This window comes from Maribacter litoralis (assembly GCF_003075045.1).
Taxonomy (GTDB): domain Bacteria; phylum Bacteroidota; class Bacteroidia; order Flavobacteriales; family Flavobacteriaceae; genus Maribacter; species Maribacter litoralis.
On the sequence record NZ_QCZD01000001.1, the window covers coordinates 1,445,256 to 1,461,532 of the forward strand.

The 16,277-nt window shown below is 35.3% G+C and carries 18 protein-coding genes; 11 read left to right on the plus strand and 7 right to left on the minus strand.

Features of this window, described 5'->3' with window-relative positions; all coding sequences use genetic code 11:
* Positions 1-31 precede the first annotated feature (31 nt).
* Positions 32-1,774 (plus strand): M14 family metallopeptidase, encoded by a 1,743-nt coding sequence (locus DCS95_RS06505; protein ID WP_116769952.1) that lies wholly within the window; start codon positions 32-34, stop codon positions 1,772-1,774.
* Positions 1,775-1,776: 2 nt separating this feature from the next.
* On the opposite strand, the gene DCS95_RS06510 is transcribed toward DCS95_RS06505, so the two are convergent.
* Positions 1,777-2,367, minus strand: a complete 591-nt coding sequence (locus DCS95_RS06510; RefSeq protein WP_116770184.1) for an NUDIX hydrolase — start codon at positions 2,365-2,367, stop codon at positions 1,777-1,779.
* Between the two features lie 7 nt (positions 2,368-2,374).
* Between DCS95_RS06510 and pyrE the strand changes: the two genes are divergently transcribed.
* The gene (gene pyrE / locus DCS95_RS06515; protein WP_116769953.1) at positions 2,375-3,019 is read left to right on the plus strand and encodes an orotate phosphoribosyltransferase; all 645 of its coding nucleotides are present in this window, start codon (positions 2,375-2,377) and stop codon (positions 3,017-3,019) included.
* Between the two features lie 3 nt (positions 3,020-3,022).
* The gene (locus DCS95_RS06520) at positions 3,023-3,415 is read left to right on the plus strand and encodes an SRPBCC family protein (RefSeq protein ID WP_116769954.1); all 393 of its coding nucleotides are present in this window, start codon (positions 3,023-3,025) and stop codon (positions 3,413-3,415) included.
* Here the strand turns inward: DCS95_RS06520 and DCS95_RS06525 are convergent.
* A complete protein-coding gene (locus DCS95_RS06525; RefSeq protein ID WP_116769955.1) occupies positions 3,412-4,143 on the minus strand; it encodes a biotin--[acetyl-CoA-carboxylase] ligase in 732 nt (243 codons plus the stop codon). The two genes, DCS95_RS06520 and DCS95_RS06525, sit on opposite strands and share 4 nt — an antisense overlap.
* Positions 4,144-4,237: 94 nt before the next feature.
* On the opposite strand from DCS95_RS06525, the gene rsfS reads away from it, so the two are divergent.
* From rsfS to DCS95_RS06560, 7 genes are all read left to right on the plus strand, one after another.
* The gene (gene rsfS / locus DCS95_RS06530) at positions 4,238-4,615 is read left to right on the plus strand and encodes a ribosome silencing factor (protein WP_116769956.1); all 378 of its coding nucleotides are present in this window, start codon (positions 4,238-4,240) and stop codon (positions 4,613-4,615) included.
* Positions 4,616-4,624: 9 nt separating this feature from the next.
* On the plus strand, positions 4,625-6,628 hold the full coding sequence (ftsH, locus tag DCS95_RS06535; RefSeq protein ID WP_116769957.1) for an ATP-dependent zinc metalloprotease FtsH: 2,004 nt from the start codon (positions 4,625-4,627) through the stop codon (positions 6,626-6,628).
* A gap of 41 nt (positions 6,629-6,669) precedes the next feature.
* Complete coding sequence (locus DCS95_RS06540; protein WP_116769958.1) at positions 6,670-7,281, plus strand: LUD domain-containing protein; 612 nt, start codon at positions 6,670-6,672, stop codon at positions 7,279-7,281.
* A gap of 1 nt (position 7,282) precedes the next feature.
* A complete protein-coding gene (locus tag DCS95_RS06545; protein ID WP_116769959.1) occupies positions 7,283-8,086 on the plus strand; it encodes a phosphatidate cytidylyltransferase in 804 nt (267 codons plus the stop codon).
* Positions 8,076-8,759 carry a phosphatidylserine decarboxylase family protein gene (locus DCS95_RS06550; RefSeq protein WP_116769960.1) on the plus strand — a complete coding sequence of 228 codons (684 nt, stop codon included), beginning with the start codon at positions 8,076-8,078 and terminating at the stop codon, positions 8,757-8,759. The genes DCS95_RS06545 and DCS95_RS06550 overlap by 11 nt, the downstream gene beginning before the upstream one ends.
* The gene (locus tag DCS95_RS06555; RefSeq protein ID WP_116769961.1) at positions 8,734-8,991 is read left to right on the plus strand and encodes an acyl-CoA-binding protein; all 258 of its coding nucleotides are present in this window, start codon (positions 8,734-8,736) and stop codon (positions 8,989-8,991) included. Before DCS95_RS06550 ends, DCS95_RS06555 begins: the two co-directional genes overlap by 26 nt.
* Positions 8,992-9,080: 89 nt before the next feature.
* Complete coding sequence (locus tag DCS95_RS06560; RefSeq protein WP_116769962.1) at positions 9,081-9,548, plus strand: hypothetical protein; 468 nt, start codon at positions 9,081-9,083, stop codon at positions 9,546-9,548.
* Here the strand turns inward: DCS95_RS06560 and DCS95_RS06565 are convergent.
* From DCS95_RS06565 to DCS95_RS06580, 4 genes are all read right to left on the minus strand, one after another.
* On the minus strand, positions 9,542-10,306 hold the full coding sequence (locus tag DCS95_RS06565) for a creatininase family protein (RefSeq protein ID WP_208630736.1): 765 nt from the start codon (positions 10,304-10,306) through the stop codon (positions 9,542-9,544). The genes DCS95_RS06560 and DCS95_RS06565 overlap by 7 nt on opposite strands.
* Positions 10,307-10,395: 89 nt before the next feature.
* A complete protein-coding gene (locus DCS95_RS06570; protein WP_027067903.1) occupies positions 10,396-10,563 on the minus strand; it encodes a lmo0937 family membrane protein in 168 nt (55 codons plus the stop codon).
* 138 nt (positions 10,564-10,701) lie between these two features.
* A complete protein-coding gene (locus DCS95_RS06575) occupies positions 10,702-11,586 on the minus strand; it encodes a dienelactone hydrolase family protein (RefSeq protein WP_116769963.1) in 885 nt (294 codons plus the stop codon).
* A 127-nt stretch (positions 11,587-11,713) separates the two neighbouring features.
* On the minus strand, positions 11,714-14,344 hold the full coding sequence (locus DCS95_RS06580) for a valine--tRNA ligase (RefSeq protein WP_116769964.1): 2,631 nt from the start codon (positions 14,342-14,344) through the stop codon (positions 11,714-11,716).
* A gap of 194 nt (positions 14,345-14,538) precedes the next feature.
* On the opposite strand from DCS95_RS06580, the gene DCS95_RS06585 reads away from it, so the two are divergent.
* A complete protein-coding gene (locus tag DCS95_RS06585) occupies positions 14,539-14,931 on the plus strand; it encodes a DUF1573 domain-containing protein (RefSeq protein ID WP_116769965.1) in 393 nt (130 codons plus the stop codon).
* Positions 14,932-14,988: 57 nt separating this feature from the next.
* Here the strand turns inward: DCS95_RS06585 and DCS95_RS06590 are convergent, their stop codons facing one another.
* Positions 14,989-16,194: an aspartyl protease family protein gene (locus DCS95_RS06590; protein WP_244178399.1), complete on the minus strand. Its 1,206-nt coding sequence runs from the start codon at positions 16,192-16,194 to the stop codon at positions 14,989-14,991.
* Positions 16,195-16,277: the final 83 nt, after the last annotated feature.

Genomic DNA, 16,277 nt, shown 5'->3' on the forward strand with positions numbered 1-16,277 from the left:
ACTGGCATTTAACCTATTTAATTGATAGTTCATGAAAACGATATTACCGCTATTATTGTTTTTTACATTGCTCTCTTGCGAGAATAAAGTTGAAAATACCAAAACCGATTTCCCTACCCCTTTTGAAACTTCTAACAAAACGGAAACAGCTACCTACGAGCAGGTAATTGATTTTTATATAAAACTGTCCAAAGAATTTTCCAGTATAAACATACAAACCATTGGTACTACCGATAGTGGTAAACCTTTGCATGTGGTTACGTATAGCGGCAAAGGTGATTTTGATTTTAAAAAATTAGCAGAGAACAATACAATGATGTTGATCAATAACGGTATTCACCCCGGTGAAAGCGACGGTATTGATGCTACAATGCTTCTATTTAGAGATTTAGCTAGTAAAGAAATTAAAGTACCAGAGGAGACGATAATTGCTACCATACCGGTTTATAATGTTGGTGGTGCCCTTAACAGAAATAGCACCACTAGAGCCAACCAAAATGGACCCTTAGAATATGGTTTTAGGGGTAATGCCAAAAACTATGATCTAAATAGGGATTTCATTAAAACGGATACTAAAAACACTGAAACTTTTACTGAAATATTTCATTTAATAAATCCTGATATTTTTATAGATAACCACGTTAGTAACGGTGCTGACTACCAGTACACCCTTACCCACCTTTTTACACAACACAATAAATTAGGTGGCGCCTTAGGTGATTATGTTCATGATCAATTAATGCCCCAATTACAGGATTCATTGCTCAACGATGGGTGGGAAATTACACCCTATGTAAATGTATTCAACGCTCCGCCCGAAAATGGATTTCAACAATTTATGGATCACCCGAGATATTCTACCGGTTATACCACATTATGGAATACCGTAGGTATGATGGTAGAGACGCATATGCTAAAACCTTACGATAAACGGGTAGCCGGCACTTACCAGCTTATGCTAAAAATGATTGCCATTGCAGAGAAAGATGGTAAAAAGATTAAAGAAATGCGCAATGTTGCCAATGCCGCTCTACAACAAAGTGATTATTACCCGCTAAAATGGCAATTGGATACGACCAAAACTTCAAATTATGTTTTCAAAGGATTTAAAGCAGATACCATTATTAGTGAAATTACCGGCTTTAAAAGATTAAAATATAATCGAGAAATCCCCACCCAAAAAGAAGTAATGTATCAAGATTACTTTAAAGCCTCAGACTCCATACGCATACCTCAAGCGTACATCATCGGTAAGCAGTGGCATAATGTCATAAAGCGATTAGAGCTCAATAACATTTCATATACCGAACTACAAAAAGATTCTACATTTTTGGTTGAATCGTATAAAATAGACAACTACAAAACATATACATCTCCTTACGAAGGTCATTATCTTCATTATAATACCTCAGTAAATTCTGCCAACATTTCAAAAGAATTTAAAGCGGGAGATATTATTATACCTACAGACCAACCAGGGCTTAGGTATATACTTGAAACCTTAGAACCTAGTGCTGTAGATTCATTTTTCAATTGGAATTTCTTTGATACCATTTTACAACAAAAAGAAGGTTTTTCACCTTACGTATTTGAAGATACCGCTCTAGAAATGTTAAAAAATGATTCTATCCTAAGAACTGAATTTGACATTAAAAAGAATCAAGATCAAGACTTTAAAAACAACTGGTACCTACAACTAAAATGGTTATTTAAACACAGTAAGCATTATGAAGAAGCTCACATGCAATATCCTATCTATAGAATACCAAACTGATACTAATCCTCTTGAAATAATATTTTTATATTGACGTAAGAATTTTCTAAAGCCTTTTTTATTTTTTCGGGACCTTTCCATCTTACCTTAAAGATGCCTTCCTTTTTTTCGGGTTTTAATTTACCCTCATAATCGGTACTCATTTCATACCAATATACTTGCTTTAGTTTAGTAATGCCGTTACGTTTAAAAAGGTGATAGGTAGTGCGCAAGTAATTATCTAGCTTAAGACCTTTTACTCCGGTCTCTTCTTCTACCTCACGTATGGCACACTCCTCAATGGTTTCACCTTTATCGAGTTTTCCTTTCGGTAAATCCCATTTATCGTTTCTATAAATAAAAAGAACCTTTCTCTCTTTATTATATACAACACCACCGCCAGCAATAACCAGTGGAATATATTGCGTAAATTTTTTAAAAATTTCATCGTGATTCGGGTGGTATATGAACGCTTCCTCCAACTTCCCCTTCCTCAATGAACTTATAGCCTCTTCAACAGACTCCTTATTTAACAAAAAATACTCACCGTTTGTAGTATCAGAGAGTTTATTTGTTAAAATCAAAGGCAATTCATTAACAAAAACTTTATACATTTGCGTCATGGTTTTAGACAAAAACACTGCAAAAAAAACAGCAGAGCTTCTCTTGCAAATTAATGCAATTAAATTGAATCCCGAAAATCCTTTTACATGGGCTTCTGGATGGAAATCTCCTATATATTGCGATAACAGAATATTACTTTCTTACCCTGTAATCAGAAACTACGTTCGTGATGAAATGGCGAAGCAAGTTGAGCAATTATACGGCAAGCCAGATTGTATTGTTGGTGTTGCCACAGGAGCAATTGGCATTGGTGCTTTAGTGGCAGATAAACTTAACCTTCCGTTCGTATATGTAAGACCTGAACCTAAATCTCATGGTCGTCAAAATCAAATCGAAGGTCATTTAGAAGCCCATCAAACAGTGGTTGTAATCGAAGATTTGATCAGCACGGGAAAAAGCAGTTTAAATGCAGTAAAGGCCCTTAAAGCTATAGATGCCAATGTTAAGGGAATGTTGGCCATTTTTACCTACGGATTTGAAACTGCTGATAAAAACTTTAAGGAAGAAAATACTGAATTGCATACGTTAAGCAATTACGCCCATTTAATTGAACAAGCTTCGGATACAGGTTATGTAAAAGAAGAACAATTAACAACATTAATGGAATGGAGGAAAGACCCTTCACAATGGACAAATAAATAATATATGTTTATAGAAACGCCTAAGGCACAAGTAGCAAAAAGTAAAGAAGAAACTTTCAACTTTTTGAACGACCTATCTAATTTTAGACAGTTAATGCCCGAAAATATAGATAAGTTCGAAGTTCTTAATGAAAATAGGCTTCTTTTTGCTTTAAAGGGTATGCCAGAAATAGTTTTAGAAAAAAAGGAGCAAACACCTTTTGATCAATTAGTTTTGGGTGCTGCCAGTGAAAAATTACCATTTACGTTAACTGCAGACATTAGTGAAGTTGGTAGCGAACAAAGTGAAGTTGTTTTAAGCTTCAAAGGTGAGTTCAATGCTATGATGGCCATGATGATAAAATCGCCTATCACGAATTTCATAAATACACTATCGACTAATTTGGGTAAAATCTAATACAGTAACTGTATTTCTTTTAATCCGAACTCCTTAAAATCACCATTAACTAGTTTCACGACCAATTTACCGTCAATGGAAACCTTTTCTATTGTACCCGTAATTTGCTCATCGTTCGGAAGCTTAAAAATACTGGTTTGCCCCTTTTTAAATAAGTGGGTATGGTATTGTGCATATAATTCTTTTTCACGCAATTGAAATGGTCTGATCAAATTTTGGTGTAGATGTTCTACCAGGGAATAGAACACTTCATCAAGATCATAATCAATACCCGTAATTATTTTTAACGAAGATGCATGAGGCGCATTTTTAAATGATTTTTGATTTACGTTCAACCCAAAACCTATAATACTACGTTTAATTGTTGAGCCCGATATAATATTTTCTATCAATATACCTCCAATTTTGTAATTACCTGACAGAATGTCGTTTGGCCACTTAATACTCAAATTAGGTATTCCAAAATCTTTTAAACTCTCTAAAATAGCCAATGAAACACAAACACTTACAAGAAAAACCCGTTGAATTGGAATATCAATATTTTTTTTCAATACACTGAAAGCTAGATTCTTACCAGGCTGAGACTCCCACACCGCATTTAATTGCCCCCTACCCGATGTTTGGTTTTTAGTGGTTATGACAGTAAAATCTTCTAACGCTCTTTCAAATGACAAATTTTTTAAATAGGTGTTTGTTGATTGCGTGGCATCAAGTTTGATTATTTGCATTTGACGTACCTTATTGTGAAACTTTAATGTATTGTTAAAAACTAGACCTAAAAGAACAAAAAAATAATAACTTTGTAAAAACTAAAATTTTTGAATGCAGGAAAGTAAAACTAGCGCAGATGAGTTAATTGCATTAATTATACAAGGAGTTGACGAGGTAAAAGGACAAAATGTCAATCTATTAGATTTAAGAGAAATTGAGAATACCGTTTGTGATTACTTCATAGTTTGTAACGGTACTTCCAATACGCATGTAAATGCTATCGTAGGTTCTATCCAAAAAACAGTAAGTAAAGCGATTCAAGATAAACCCTGGCACGTAGAAGGCGAGGACAATGCCGAATGGGTATTAATGGACTATGTTAATGTAGTGGTCCATGTATTCCAAAAGCAAGTTCGAGAATTTTATGACATAGAAGGTTTATGGGGAGATGCAAAATTCACAACAATAGAAAGTAGCGTAAATCAATAAAAAATTAAAATGGCAAAAGAAAACAAAACAAATCCGAAAAAACCAAAGTTTAGCTCTTGGTGGATTTACGGATTGGTAGCAGTATTACTTATTGGGTTTCAATTATTCAATAGTGATGATTTAGCTAGCACACAAAAAACGACTACTTCAGAATTACAGCAGTATTTGAGAAATGGTGATGTTAAAAAGATTTTAATCATCACAAATACAAATCAAGCAAAAGTCTTTTTGACCGATGAAGCTATTTCTAAAGATGTTCACAAAGATGTCAATGAGAAGTCTTTTCTTCCTTCGTCTGGCAATGTTCCTCAATACACTTTAGATTACGGTGATCTTCAAATTTTTCAAAATGAAATTACCGACATCAAAAAAGAGAACAATTTAGATACCATTATTGAATTTGGTAAAGAATCAACAGCTATACTAGATTTCCTGTTATCATTATTACCTTTTGTATTGATCATTGGTATTTGGATATACTTAATGCGCAGAATGTCTGGCGGCGGCGGCGGCGGTGCCGGTGGGCAAATCTTCAACATTGGTAAATCGAAAGCAAAATTATTTGACGAAAAGACCGATACAAGAACATCATTTAAAGATGTTGCAGGTCTAGAAGGTGCCAAGGAAGAGGTTGAAGAAATTGTTGAGTTTTTAAGAAACCCAGACAAGTATACCTCATTAGGTGGAAAAATACCAAAAGGAGCATTATTAGTAGGTCCTCCAGGAACTGGTAAAACACTTTTAGCCAAAGCAGTTGCCGGTGAAGCTAAAGTGCCTTTCTTCTCCTTATCCGGTTCAGACTTCGTAGAAATGTTCGTAGGTGTTGGTGCTTCTAGGGTACGTGATCTATTTAAGCAGGCAAAAGACAAATCTCCTGCCATTATATTTATCGATGAAATCGATGCTATCGGTAGAGCTAGAGGTAAAAACAATTTTACGGGCTCAAATGATGAACGTGAAAATACCTTGAACCAATTACTAACAGAAATGGATGGTTTTGGAACCAATACCAATGTAATTGTATTGGCAGCAACCAACCGTGCAGATGTATTGGACAAGGCATTAATGCGTGCCGGTAGATTTGACAGACAAATTTATGTTGACCTACCGGATATTCGTGAACGTAAAGAAATTTTTGAGGTTCACCTAAGACCTATCAAAACAGCTGAAACTTTAGACTTGGATTTCTTGGCTAGACAAACTCCTGGTTTCTCTGGTGCAGATATTGCCAATGTTTGTAACGAAGCGGCATTAATAGCTGCACGTAACGAAAAGAAAGCGGTTACTAAGCAAGATTTCTTAGATGCCGTTGATAGAATCGTTGGTGGTCTTGAAAAGAAAAACAAGATAATTACCCCTGGTGAAAAAGAAACTATAGCTTATCACGAAGCAGGGCATGCAACTACAAGTTGGATGTTGGAACATGCTGCTCCATTGGTAAAAGTTACTATTGTACCTAGAGGACAGTCGTTAGGCGCTGCATGGTATCTACCGGAAGAGCGTTTAATTGTAAGACCAGAACAAATGTTGGACGAAATGTGTGCAACAATGGGAGGTAGAGCTGCAGAAAAGGTTATTTTCAATAAAATATCTACCGGTGCTTTAAGTGATTTGGAAAAAGTTACCAAGCAAGCAAGGGCTATGGTTACCATTTATGGTCTTAACGATATTATTGGTAATACAACGTACTACGATTCATCTGGTCAAGATTCTTACGGTTTCTCTAAGCCTTACAGTGAAGATACTGCTCGTAAAATTGATGCAGAAATCTCTAAAATCATAGAAGAGCAATACCAACGAGCAATTAAGGTATTAACAGACAATAAAGATAAACTTACCACTTTGGCCGAACGATTGTTAGAGAAAGAGGTTATCTTTAAGGAAGATTTAGAAAAGATTTTTGGAAAGCGTAATTTCGAAAAGGATGTTTTAGCATTAGAAAACGAAAAGAAACTTAAAGAAGAAGAGGAAAACAATTCTACAGAGGAGCAAGAAATTACTGAAAATAAGTAAAATTGCACTACTTTAGATTAGCAATTAGTTCAATAGTATAAATGGGGTTTTTAGATATTTTATTTGGTGGTGGTAAGAAGAAAGTTTCGAAAGAAACAGCGGAGACGCGTGGAGACCATATGCCTGATATAAATATTCCCGTTGACGAGAAATTTACCATACATTTCAAGCAAAATGGTGGAAAGTTTATCTATTGCGATTCTGACATAGAAGTGTCACGTGCTATACAAAATATAGTAACGGAAAATAATTGGGAAAGCGAGCCTTTCTTTGTTCTCAATGAAAGGCTAGCCCAAAAATTTTCAAAGGAACCGATTACTTTTACCGATAATGCCAGGCAAAGTGAGGTATTCTTTACCACCTGTGAGCATTTAATAGCCCAAAACGGAAGTATTTTAGTTTGCTCTAATCAATTACTTGAGAAAAAAGTAAATGAACTACCAAGTAATGTAGTTGTTTTTGCAACTACAAGTCAATTGGTAGAAAATATTGGTGAAGGTTTAAAAACTATTAAAAAGAAATACGGTCAAAAAATTCCGGCCAATATAACAACCCTAAAACACTTTAAGGCTACCAAAGAAAATTCAGATGATTTTCTAACCTATGGTAGTAGTACTAAAAATCTTTATCTTTTACTACTGGAAGATTTATAGTATGAAAGAAATTTTACGAAGGTCATTAACTGGGGCTGTATATATCATTTTATTACTGTCGGCAGTTTTTTTAAGCTCCGACGCATTTGATTTTTTGTTCATGACATTCGGTCTCGCTTGTCTATATGAATATAAAAAACTAGTTCGCTTAAAAGGGTTTTACATTTTTGCTGCATACCTTGCTCTTTGGTGGGTCTTCATCTATTTAGTAAAAGATCAACTGCTTATCAATGTTCTTATGTTGGTAACTATTGTGGTCAACATTTTTTTGTTAGCAAACCTTTTTACAAAAAAACCTTTGATTCTCAATACACCACTAAAATTTATTGTAGGCTTGTTCTACATCGGGGGAGGTTGTATTTTTCTTACTATGATACCTTACAAAAATGACGCCTTTGCCAAATTATTGATCATGGGTATTTTTATTTTAATTTGGGTAAACGATTCATTTGCATATCTAGTTGGTAAGAGTATTGGACGTACCAAACTTTTTCCATCAGTTTCTCCTAAAAAAACCATTGAAGGTACTTTAGGAGGTTTTATATTTGCACTGGCTGCAGCTTATCTTATGGGTAGATTTGAAGAGCTAATTAGTCCTATTCAATGGATGATATTGGCCACCGTTATAGTTGTAGCAGGAAGTTTGGGAGATTTGATAGAATCAAAATTTAAACGAACTGCGGGTGTTAAGGACAGTGGAGCCATATTACCGGGCCATGGTGGCATGTTAGATCGTTTGGATAGTTTAGTTTTTGCAGCACCGTTTGCATATTTAACTTTAAATATTTTCAGTTATGTTTCATAGAGAGGGACAAAAAATTATATTGTTTTCTTTTTTACTAATAGGGGTTAGTATTATACTGGCTCATTTTTTCATAGATATAGCATGGCTGAAATTAACGGTTCAAATACTTGGCTTAATTCTACTGATCATTATTCTACAGTTTTTTAGAAACCCTAAAAGACTGGCCATAAAAGATTTTAATGAAATCTTGTCGCCCGTTGACGGTAAAGTTGTGGTCATTGAAGAAGTGGAGGAAAAAGAATATTTTAAGGACAAGAGAAAGCAGGTATCTATATTTATGTCTCCGGTAAACGTACACGTTACCAGATACCCTGCAAGCGGTAGCATAACCTTTTCAAAATACCACCCAGGTAAATATCTCGTAGCTTGGCACCCAAAATCTAGCGAAGAAAACGAAAGAACAACGGTAGTGATCAAAACACCTAAGTTTGGCGAAATTCTATATAGACAAATTGCAGGTGCATTAGCAAGACGTATTGTAAATTATGCCGAGGTAGGAGAAAGTGTTCAACAAGGTGATGATGCCGGTTTTATTAAATTTGGCTCTAGAGTAGATTTATTCTTGCCATTGGACTGCCAGATTAACGTAAAACTTAACCAAAAAGTAAAAGGTGCCGGCACATGTATTGCCACTTTTATCGACCCAAATGAAAAAGACGAACTTACATATTGAATTTGAGAAGACGGTTGATTTGGTTAATAACTATACAGAGCCAATACCTGCAGATGTTCTTTTAAAACTTTATGCCTATTACAAAATTGCAAATGCCAATTTTGATAATCCAGGTAGTAAAACACCATTGATCAATGCATTTAAAGCAAATGCATTATTTCAAGCCAAGAATATGAGCAAGAAGAAAGCAATGCAATCTTACATTGAATTGGCCACCAAAGAATTGAAGTAACCACAATTAATTACCTTCAAATAATCATATTAAGTACTAGGTTGTTGCTATTGAGTTTATAGTATATGTAAACCAGTGAAATTTACTAGATGAAACAACTACAAAAATTGAAATTCAACATACTTCGTATTTCGATAGGGCTTGTCTATTTAATATTTGGTTTCATTAAATTTATTCCTAATCTAAGTCCGGCAGAAGATTTAGCAACTAATACCATTGGTATTTTAACTTTAGGCATTTTACCCCAACATTTGGGTTTAACTATTTTGGCAGCTGCCGAAACTTTAATTGGTTGCTTTCTTATCATAAATTGGAAACCTCGTATAATCATCTCTATTGCAATAATTCATATACTTTTTACCTTCACCCCTTTATTTTTACTACCTGAAGAAATTTTTGGCAAAGGCGAATTGATTTTCACTCTAGCGGGACAATACATATTTAAAAACATAATTATTTTAAGTGCTTTATGGTCCTTAAAAATTGATCTAAACATCAATCTTAAAACAATTGAAGAACCTTCTACGACCAAATGGGTAGGTGTTAAGAATCAATGATACAAATCTTCTAAATCGGCATCACATAGAGAACAAAAAAGCTCATCTAGCTTTGTGCATACATCATTAAAAAAACGTTCGCCTTTTTCAGAGGTGGCATACTCCGGATTTCCAATTCCTGTATCACTACTTACTTTAGACCATTGTCTTTCTGCCCAAGCCCAGCCCTCATTATAAGCTTTGATCTTAAACTTTTTAGCACTACCACTACCCCATTTTTCTTTTTGCAAAACCAAATCTGGCCTGAGATAAAGCATTAAGCTTGTTTCCATTTCATCAGCATGATCTCCTTTTTCCTTAAAATATTCAGTTTTATCTAGCATTGGAGGAAAAAAGCAAAAGCTAATGAACATTTCTGGAAACATTAAACCCAATTCTCTTACCAGTGGTTTAAAATTATTTCCACCATGACCGTTAAACAATAAGAGCTTTTTAATCCCTTGCCTATCCAAAACTGTAACCAAATCTTTTAAAATAGCCAATTGCGTAGACGGGTTCAGATTCATATCCAAATAGATATCTTTCTGTCCGGTATTGACACCATAAGGTATTGTTGGCAGAACAATGACCTTTTTTCCTTTCTCCCAAGTCATACCTGCAGAAGAGGTTACCATATGTTCCGCTTGATAATTATCTGTACCATAGGGTAAATGAAAGTTATGTGCCTCGGTTGCACCCCACGGTAAAATGGCTAAATCAAATTGTTCATTTTTTAAATGCTCCCAATTGGTTTCTGCTAATACATATGGTCTTATCATAGTATTAAAGATAACATTAAAGCATAAAAAACCCTTGCTATCAACAAGGGTTCGTATATTTTTTGAAAAATGGTTTGTAAATATTTGCTTTACAAGACCTTTTTACCTGATATGATATTATAAAGGATTACAATAACTGCAATTACCAATAGGATATGTACTAAACTACCAGTTGCAAGGCCAGGAACAATTCCTAACATTCCCAATAACCATATAATTATACAAATAACTGCTACTAACCATAATAGACTTCTCATAATGTGTGTTTTTTAGATTGTTTATATGGTAAATTTAAAGGGATTACCCCTGTTAGCTTAACTCAAATCAAACGATTACTAGCTCAAAATCAGAACTATACCGTAAACACGCTATTATAAGCATTTAAAATCAACGACTTACATCAATTTCTCTTTGAAAAACTCAATAGTTCTTGACCATGCCAATTCTGCGGCTTCTTCATCATATCTTGGGGTAGATGTATTATGAAAACCATGATTTACATTTGGATAGAAATATGCAGTATTCTCTTTACCTAATTCATTTAATCTTTTTTCATATTCTGGCCATCCGGCGTTTACACGCTCATCTAAACCGGCATATTGTAGTAATAAAGGCGCGTTTATACGCTCTATATCTTCTTTGGGCTGACCTCCGTAAAACGGAACGGCAGCTGCCAAATCTGGTACTTTAACCGCCATCATGTTAGAAATCCATCCTCCGAAACAAAAACCTACAACACCTATTTTTCCGTTACAATCCTCATGATTCTTTAAATAATCAAACGCAGCAATAAAATCCTCAAGCATTTCATTTCTCTCTCTTTTGCGTTGCATCTCCCTTCCTTCATCATCATTACCAGGATAACCGCCCAACGGGCTCAGCGCATCTGGCGCTATTGTAATGAAACCTGCCAAGGCTGCCCTTCTTGCCGTATCTTCTATATACGGGTTCAACCCTCTATTCTCATGCACTACCACTATACCAGGTAATTTTTCTTTAGCAGATTTTGGCTTTGAAAGCAACGCCTTGATCTCACCACCGCCTTTAGGTGAATTATAGGTAATAAATTCAGAGTCAAGATCCGGATCGTTTTTATCAATCAACAATGTTGTTTCATAATCTGGCATAAGAAAACTCATTAACGAAGGCACAGTTATACCACCTACGGCATACATTGACAACTTTTGAACAAAGTCTCGGCGTTCTAGTTTATTATGCGCATAGGCATCGTAAAGATCAAATACTTCTTGTTTAATATCTTCTTTTCGTAGTGATTTCATTTTCGAAGCTTTTTAGTTCTAATTAAAAATACAAAACCACTAAAGCACTTACTAAATTTTAACAATAGAAAAAGCCTCATTTCTAATGAAATAGAAATGAGGCTTACTTAATTTATCAACTAAAATTTTAGCTTAAACTAGCTAAACTTTTCTCTAATGTTTCAATTTTAGCTTCAGCATCGGCTAATTTTTGACGCTCAATCGCTATAACCTTTTCTGGAGCATTGTTCACAAAACGCTCATTGGAAAGTTTCTTCTGCACAGATTTTAAAAATCCTTTGGTATAGGTCAACTCTTCGTTAATTTTAACGATTTCCGCTTCAATATCGATAGCGCCTTCCATAGGCACAAAGTATTCATTACTCTTAACACGAAACGTCAAAGCACCTTCTAACTGTTCTTTTACATAACTAATGTCAGATACATTGGTCAATTTAGATATGACCACATCAAAACGGTTACTAACCTTTTCAGTATTTAAAACAGATAACTCCAATGCTTCTTTCATTGGAATATTCTTGTTTTTTCTAATGGTTCTTACGCCTGCAATAACCTCAGCCGCAAAGTCGAAATCTTCTAATAATTGCTCATCAATTTTACCTACTGTTGGCCATTTTGCAACTACCAGAGCTTCGCTCTCGCTTCTTTTGGAAATATGTTGCCAAACCTCTTCGGTCAAGAAAGGCATAAAAGGGTGCAATAATTTCAAGTTCTGTTCAAACAACCCAATCACTTGATCAAAAGTTGTTTTATCAATTGGCTGTTGGTAGACAGGCTTAATAATCTCCAATAAAGAAGAACTATAATCGTCCCAAACCAATTTATAAATTGACATTAAAGCATCTGAAATACGGAACTTGCTAAAATGATCTTCAATTTCTACCAAGGTTTTGTTCAACTTAGACTCGTACCATGCCAAAGCAAGCTTAGAAGCTTCAGGCTGCGGAATATCTGCAACTTCCCATCCTTTTAGCAATCGGAATCCGTTCCAAATTTTATTAGCAAAGTTTTTTCCTTGCTGACATAAATCTTCATCGAACATAAGATCGTTACCAGCGGCAGAACTTAACAATAAGCCTACACGAACGCCATCGGCTCCATAATCTTCTATCAGTTTCAATGCATCTGGAGAATTCCCTAAAGATTTTGACATCTTTCTACGCTGCTTATCTCTAACCAAACCGGTGAAATAAACATTCTCAAAAGGTTTTTTTCCTCTAAACTCATACCCGGCAACTATCATTCTAGCTACCCAAAAGAATAAAATATCCGGACCGGTAACCAAATCATTTGTTGGGTAATAATAATTTACCTCTTCGTTATCTGGATCCATAATACCACCAAATACACTCATTGGCCATAACCATGATGAAAACCAAGTATCGAGCACATCGGCATCTTGTCTTAAATCACTTATCTGTAAACCAGCATTGCCAGATTTCTCTTTGGCAAGTTCCAAGGCATCTTCTACATTGGCCGCTACAACAAAATCTTCTTGTCCGTCACCAAAATAGAATGCCGGTATCTGCTGTCCCCACCACAGTTGCCTAGAGATGTTCCAATCGCGAACGTTCTCCATCCAGTGACGGTAGGTATTTTCAAATTTCTTCGGATGAAGTTTTACATCACCACTTTCCAATACAGCTTCTAGGGCAGGTTTTGCCAAATCTTCCATTTTAAGAAACCACTGATCAGATAATTTAGGTTCAATAACAGCTTTGGTTCTTTCAGATGTACCCACTTTATTAATATGGGTTTCCGTTTTTACCAGAAAGCCTTTTTCTTCTAGTTCTTTTGAGATTTCTTTTCTTACCACAAAACGATCCTTACCCTCATAATGCATACCAAAACTGTTTAGGGTAGCATTGTCATTAAAGATGTCGATGGTTTCAAGATTATGTTTTTCACCTAGGGCTTTGTCATTTATGTCATGCGCAGGTGTAACTTTTAAACAACCTGTACCAAATTCCATATCAACGTATTCGTCTTCAATGATAGGTATTACCCTGTTACAAATTGGCACAATGACCTTTTTACCTTTTAAATGGGTAAATCGCTCATCATTAGGGTTAATACAAATAGCGGTATCACCTAAAATTGTCTCTGGCCTTGTGGTTGCAATCGTCACTTTTTCGTCTGAACCTTCAATAGCATATGACAAATAGTATAACAGCCCTTGCTTTTCTTCATAAACCACCTCTTCATCAGACAAGGTTGTCTGTGCCTCTGGATCCCAATTTACCATACGATATCCACGGTAAATTAAACCTTTGTTATAAAGGTCTATAAATACTTTGATGACGCTATCATACCGTTCTTTGTCCATAGTGAACGCTGTACGGTCCCAATCACAAGAACAGCCCAGTTTCTTTAACTGTTCTAAAATTATTCCGCCATATTCATTTGTCCAATCCCAAGCATGTTTTAAAAACTCATCTCTTGTAAGGTCATTTTTATTAATACCCTGCTCTTTTAATTTAGCTACGACCTTAGCTTCGGTGGCAATTGATGCGTGATCGGTACCAGGTACCCAACAGGCATTTTTACCTAATAAACGGGCTCTTCTAATCAATACATCTTGTATGGTATTGTTCAGCATATGACCCATATGTAATATACCCGTTACGTTTGGTGGCGGTATTACTATACTATAGGGCTCCCTTTCATCGGGAACTGAATGAAAATATCCGTTTTTCATCCAATACTCATACCAATGAGATTCCGTGGATTGCGGATTATATTTTGAAGGAATTTCCATATTTGGAACAGTTTTTGAATAAATATAAATGTGGGTTATTAAAAATAAAGCCGAATTGACATTCTAACGGTCACTTCAGCTAAATTTTACCTAAAATTAAATACGAAACAAAAATAAGTAACGTTAGAGTATAACAAAAGGATTTTGAGGTTGATCTGAAAAGATTTAATTTTGAAGTCCACCCAAAATTAAATATGATGAAAAAAATAGTACTTGTATTATTTGTAGGCTTACTAGGATTTAGCTTGACCGCTCAAGACACTGCGGCCAAAATAGAGTTTAAATCAGAAACCGTTGATTATGGTGAAATCGCAAAAGGATCTGACGGAGTTAGAGTTTTTGAATTTACCAACACTGGTAATGCTCCACTTATTGTGAGCAAAGTAAGTTCTAGTTGTGGATGTACAATTCCTAAAAAACCAGAAGACCCTATTTTACCAGGTAAAACCGGTGAAATTCAGGTAAAGTATGATACTAACAGAGTTGGTCCTATCCGTAAGGCAATTACGGTGATATCAAACGCTGATACACCTACAAAGGTTCTAAAGATAAAAGGTGAGGTAAAAGCATCTACCGGTACCAAATAAAAAAATCTTTTTATAAATTTAAAAGCCCAACTTTTCAGTTGGGCTTTTTTTTATGCGCTATTGTTCATCGAACAAGGGTTTCAATTCAAAACTGAACAGTAAATCATTGTCATACCGTTCTACTAAAACCTTTATCTTTTTATCTTTCTTTACGTTGAGCATATGCATGATCTCCTGTAATTTATATCTATGGATGCGCTTACCATTTACAGCTAAAATTACATCGCCCTCACGTAATCCTGCAGAATGAGCCGGACTCCCTTGACGAATTCCCGAAACAATTATCTCTGGAACCAGACTCAGCCTAGTTGCTCCTTGAAGTATAATCTGCACATTTCCATAAGACTTTGCATTACTATGTACTACACCGTTGGCATCGGCTATTCTTTCTGATACATATCTCATACCCGCATGTTGTAAATCTATACCGCTTATATTATACTGAAATATTTTACCGAAATTAGAATTTTTGGTAAGTATGAGTTTTTCATTGGCATAATCGAACGCGACATTAAATCTTTTTATTACCTCACCACCTAAACTTCCATTTCTACCGCCAAAATCTGCAATGGTATTAAAGGTTTCCATATCTGGAAATGCAGCCTTTGCATCACTCAATACAAAATCTGAAATTTTTATATGATCGATTTTTGTTCTTTTCCCAAAAATATCACCGGCCAAGCCCTTACCAAGAAAATCTTGATAATGCTTTTTAGGCAATTGAATTCGTTCATCTTCAAATAACCAAACCGCATCACTACTACCTGTATCCAACAACATTTTAACAGGTATTTCCTCGGTTTTATTTATCATCACAAAAGCGTCTAAATAAGCTTTTTTTCTAATGACCGTCATATCCACAGCTCTAGTATTCTTGGTTGACCTATACCTATACTGCTCCTGATCATAAAATTTGATCGTTTTCTTTACATAATTTACATCGACCACAAAATCGCGAAATAGGTCGTAACCAATAATACCATGTACAGGAATACCTAGGCTTGGCGAGAAATTAATACCAGCATCCATCACCACGTAAATATTTTGAGAAGTATTCTTGACACTACCCAGTTGCACCTTATTACCAGTAGACTTAAGGGCATTAATGGGATCACCCTCTCCCAGCCCATTAATAGTTATCTCCGTAACATTATTCAGTTGAATAGAGTCTTGATCTGCCAAATTGAACAAAATGGGCGTACCTACCCCAGAATCTAGAACAAAAGATAATTCTGTACCATTTACCTCTACAGGAATAATCATTAGATTATTTATGAGCTGAAATTTCACTTTATGAAATTTCTTGCCCTTTGGCAATTGATACGTTTGTGCATTAACAGCGCACC